This is a genomic window from Vibrio sp. V09_P4A23P171 (genome assembly GCF_963875615.1).
Lineage (GTDB): Bacteria > Pseudomonadota > Gammaproteobacteria > Enterobacterales > Vibrionaceae > Vibrio > Vibrio anguillarum.
In genome coordinates, this window is sequence record NZ_CAWNMR010000047.1 from 1 (window position 1) to 5125 (window position 5125).

5 protein-coding genes are annotated in these 5125 nt (G+C 38.5%); all 5 read left to right on the forward strand.

Features of this window, described 5'->3' with window-relative positions:
* Positions 1–181: 181 nt before the first annotated feature.
* Entirely contained in the window at positions 182–1030 is an 849-nt protein-coding gene (locus AACT23_RS13585; protein ID WP_094128795.1) for a hypothetical protein, read from the forward strand.
* Positions 1031–1164: 134 nt separating this feature from the next.
* On the forward strand, positions 1165–1680 hold the full coding sequence (locus AACT23_RS13590; protein WP_061778615.1) for a GNAT family N-acetyltransferase: 516 nt from the start codon (positions 1165–1167) through the stop codon (positions 1678–1680).
* A 639-nt stretch (positions 1681–2319) separates the two neighbouring features.
* Positions 2320–3090, forward strand: a complete 771-nt coding sequence (locus AACT23_RS13595; protein ID WP_094128798.1) for an alpha/beta fold hydrolase — start codon at positions 2320–2322, stop codon at positions 3088–3090.
* A gap of 151 nt (positions 3091–3241) precedes the next feature.
* Positions 3242–3526: a hypothetical protein gene (locus AACT23_RS13600; RefSeq protein WP_094128801.1), complete on the forward strand. Its 285-nt coding sequence runs from the start codon at positions 3242–3244 to the stop codon at positions 3524–3526.
* 137 nt (positions 3527–3663) lie between these two features.
* Entirely contained in the window at positions 3664–4800 is a 1137-nt protein-coding gene (locus AACT23_RS13605; RefSeq protein ID WP_094128804.1) for a topoisomerase II, read from the forward strand.
* The last annotated feature ends 325 nt before the right edge of the window (positions 4801–5125 follow it).

Here is a 5125-nt window from a genome sequence, read left to right on the forward strand (position 1 = left end):
CTCAAGTAATCCAAACGTTTAGTGGCAGCTTATAACAAACGGTTCAAGAGGGACTGCCAACGCGTGGCGGTTTTTGTTCAAATCAGCATTTGTGATTACGGTTGTTATTTTAGGTTCAGTGTTTTGCGTTGTCAGCCCCTTAACCGGGCGTTAAGCGGCAAAAATAAATTCAAGAGGAAACATGTACACTAATATTACTTTCGACTGCGAATGTGGCAGTGTTGTTCGAGAGGGTGTTTACTACTCAGTACATATCGCAGACACAGAAAAGGAACGGGAACAATTTCAAGAAACTGAATCTGAAGTTGAATGTGATAGTTGTGGTAGACCTTATCACGTGCTCATAAAGAATAATGCGTATGACACTGAGTGTGTTGTAAATCATGGTGAAGTACGGGTTGAAACAACAGAGCCACAGCATGAAGAACATGAGTTGCAGCTGTTAATTCCAGAAGAAAGCAACCGAATCAAGTTATTTCGACAACAGTTAAAATATGTAATGTTGTTAGTAAATTCTGAAGTGGATCCAGAGGCACAATATGCACATCATGTTATGCTTTATAGTCATTTAATAGCTTCAGCTGAGGGTTATCTGTTCTCTACATTTAATCACTATGTGACTGAGTCTGATACTTTACTAAGGCGTTTAGTTGAAAGTGACCCTGAGGTAGCTAAAATGAGGTTTGATCTTTCAGAAATTTTTGTTCGTCAAGAAACACTTAAAGAGACTATAGCTAAGCATCTTAATTCGGTAATCTTTCATAACCTTAAATCTACAACAAAAATGTATGCTAGTGTTTTTGGATTTGGTTTTGGGGACATATCTTGGTTTTATCGTGCGGTAAGTAATCGACATCATTGTGCTCATCGAGGTGGATATGACAAAGCGGGTAATCCACTCGATATAAATAAAGGAACAATTATAGAGCTTACGACTAAACTGAGCGACTTGATTGAATCAATTGAAATCCGAGTTGCTGACTTTGATGATGACGGTTTTAGGCTCAAGCCAAGTGGAAAAGCCGCTTAACAAACGCTTCAAGAGGGACAGCCAACGCATGGCATTTTTACTATGCGTTGGTTTTCGTGACTACGGAGTTATGCAGAAAGTCAGTAGTAGCGTTGTCTGCCCCTTAAGCGGGCGCTAGGTGAATTGGGGGAATAATGCAGCAAGTTTTAGAAACAGAACGTTTAATCCTTAGGCCATTTGAACACTCTGATGCAGAGCAAGTATCTGTGTTGGCCGGTGATAAACGAATCGCAGAAATGACGGCAAACATACCGCATCCATATAAAGTTTCAGATGCAATTTCATGGATCGAAACACATGAAGTTGGCTTTGCCAGCGGAGAGAGCATTGTTTATGCGATTGTCCGTAAAGAATCGTTAGAGCTTATTGGAGCCGTGAGTTTGCCGAGCTTAAAAGATGGCCAAGGAATCTTGGGTTATTGGTTGGGCGTTGATTTTTGGGGGCAAGGTTATGCGACAGAAGCATCAAAGGCATTAATTGAGTACGCAAAAGAAAGTCATGGATTGCGAGAGTTAAAGGTCATGCATCTTGTTGGTAATGACCGTTCAAAGTCAGTTATCGATAAACTTGGTGTTACTTACGTAGAAAATCAAACACTTCGTATGCAAGGTGGTGAGAGAGAAGTTTGCGTTTATCTTTCAGCGGTATAAATTCACCTAACAATCTGTTTAAGAGTGATTCGCAACGCGTGGCATTTTCACAATGCGTTGCTTTTAGTGTTTAAGGTGGTATGCGGGAGCTTCGGTATTGCGTTGCTCACACCTTAACAGGGCGTTATGTTTAATCACGTAAATTCAGTGGGTTATGATTTTTCTTTGTTCCCTCGGCTGATTGGTTTTGTGTTTGTCGGCAAGTTGGCTTCAGCGGGCGCTGTTTTCCGGACAATTATTCTTTGGCGCTGGAAATTCAGAGAATTGCCTCATTCAATTTTCGAGTAAGCGCGAGGTTGGTTCAGCTGGCGCAATCAGTATTTTGAACACAGATTTTGGGGCTTGAATTGGCGAAATTCAAAGTCTGTTTTTCAAATCTATGAGTCGTTTCAGTTTTCTGGGTTTTGGCTTTTGTTTGTCAGTCAAAACCGAGTTAATCTTGGTTTAGGTAAAACGTAAGTTATTGAAGCTTAAACATAACAAACGCTTCAAGAGGGACAGCCAACGCGTGGCATTTTTACCATGCGTTGGTTTTTGTGATTACGATGTTATGCGGCAAGTTGGTAATAGCGTTGGCTGCCCCTTAAGCGGGCGTTAGTTTTTTAGGTCAAATCAATACAAACGTAGTTGGTCGATAAAATGAAAAATAAAAATGGTTATGTAAGTGTTAGTGGCTCCGAGATTTATTACGAGCTTTCAGGTAATCATGACGGCAAGCCATTATTGATGCTTCATGGCGGTCTTGGTTCGTTGAATGAGTTAAGTTCAATGCATAAATATGTTGCTGCTGACTATCAATTGATAAGTATAGATTTCCGTGGTCACGGGAAGTCCCTTTTAGGCAATCGTCCACTTAGTTACATGCAATATCAACAAGACGTTCAGCATGCTCTTAGCTATTTGGGTATTGAGAAATATTCGATTTTTGGTTTTAGTGACGGTGGTATCGTAGGTTATCGTTTAGCAATACAAGAACCGGAAAGAGTATCTTGTTTGGTGACACTGGGTTCGCAGTGGCGATTAGAGGCAGATGATCCATCAGTTGAATTACTAAGTGGTTTGACGGCTGAATTTTGGTCATCAAGGTTTGCCGATGATGTTGCTTTATATGAGGCGTCAAATCCTAACCCGGATTTCCCTAAACTCGTAGACGCTGTAAAAACAGTCTGGCTTGATACAACAGAATCTGGTTATCCACATAAATTAGTTGAAAAAATTAGTTGCCCGACATTAGTAATACGAGGTGATAATGACTTCTTGTTTTCATTGGATGAGGCAGTGGCTTTAAAGTCGAAAATTGCAGGTTGTAGTTTTGCCAATATCCCATTGACAGGACATTCGTCGCATCAAGAATCACCGGAATTGGTGGGTAAAATGTTAGAGCAGTTCTTGTTGCAGCATAAAAACTAACAAACGTTTCAAGAGGGACATCCAACGCGCGGCATTTTCACTATGCGTTGGTTTGTGTGATTACGGTGTTATGCGGAAGCTTTGTAGTAGCGTTGTCTGCCCCTTAAGCGGGCGTTAACTATTGTTTTATTCAGCAGCAAGGAAATTAAAGATGTCAAAGTATCAATTTTTCTGTAAACCAAATTCAAATCGTAATGCATTTACTTATCTGGATATGAGTTCAGAAACTTATCTTTTTGAAAAGGAAGAACTTTTGAGCTCGGGGTTAGAAGTGGAAGGTGATACGATTTATGCTTCTTCTCCAGAAGAGGCTATTGATAAATTCAAATCAAATTTTTGTGATCCTTTGAAGGATTATGCAAATTCAAATGTTGCAGGTGGATTGGCGACATTCATTTTTGAATCATTCAAATCAGTCACTGGGAAAAATAGCTAACAAACGGCTCAAGAGGGATTGCCAACGCATGGTGACTTTAGTACAAAATTGAAGTTCAGTGTTTACAGTGTGTTTTTTGAGTTCGGCTATGCGTTGTCAACCCCTTAGCCGGGCGTTATAACGAAAAATAGGTAATTATGGACGTAGTAAGTATCAATAAAAAATTTTTAGAAGAAAAAGAGCAGTTACTTACAGCTCGTTTGAAGTTGTTACAAGATAAAGCATTAATTCGATTTGAAGAAATAACAGGTATTCGTTCTATACATTCATTTCATGCAATGATGGGAGCGAATAATAATACTTACGTAGATAGTGTTAACACTGTTTTTTTAGATCCCAATGATTTCATTAGTATGTGGATTGACGGTTTAGGTAAAAGTGTACGAGAAAAAGCTGCTCGAGGACGACTAAAGCCCAAAGCTCCCTATAATAGGGTTAATCGTGAATATTTCTTAATGCATGCCCTCCAAGATCATCTCTTAAAAGAGTACCTAATATTATTTCTTACCCGTAATTTTTATCGAAATTTTAAAGAAAGAGTAAGGCATAAACCTGATGAATCTCTTTGGACAATTTGGTTTGGAAGTGGAAATTTAGTGTGGGGATTACTCATTTCTCCTGAAATGAGAAATGATGACTGGGTAAACGACAAATCTGAAATGAGACGATCAGATTTCAATTTCTGGACAATTAGGCATGTTATGAATACAGGGCTAATTGATCCGGATTCTGATGAACCAATGAAATTTCAATCATCAAAGGATTTTGTTCAATTTTATAGAAGTGTTTTAAAAAGAGTTTCTAATTCGCAGTATGAAAAAGCTATAGCAGATCGTTATATAGATTATTTGAAAAATTCAGACAATGCATATGAAGAGCCATTTTTAATCCCAGAGTTGAGGTACGCAGGAAAAGAAGCTAAACACAAATATAGACTTGATTACACTATACTTAATCCATATACGAATAAACTCGTGGGTTTCGAGATAAGTCCGTCATCAACGCATATGGTTGTAGATAGAATCAGAGATGTAAAAAAGATAGATATTAATGAAGACTTATCTAAAAAATGGTCTAAAGAAATGGGTAAAAGAAATGAATACTTCTCTAAGTTTGGTATATCAACGATAACTTTTACTGATGAAGAACTGAAGGATGTAGATTCATGTTTTTCAGTTATAGCTAAATATCTTTCCGAAAGAGGAGTAGAGAAGAAAAATTTAAGTAATTCAATAAGCAATATTAATGGGCTATTTGACGAACTTTCGTTATAACAAACGCTTCAAGAGGGACAGCCAACGCGTGGCATTTTTACTATGCGTTGGTTTTTATGGTTACAGTGTTATGCGGAAAGTTAGTAGTAGCGTTGGCTGCCCCTTAAGCGGGCGTTAGGCAAGGTGAGTTTTTATCAGCTAAATCGAGTTGAAATTGAACGGTAAATGCCATGTTTTCTAGCTTAAGTTAAGCAATAAATAATCATCACATATTTGTTGTTTCTTGATCGCGTTGAGTTGTTTTTCGTTGTGAGTTTAGCGGCAAAATAACCTTCAGCATCCAAACGTCCGCCGAGCATGCTACGCTCGTCACTTTTCTTCCAAA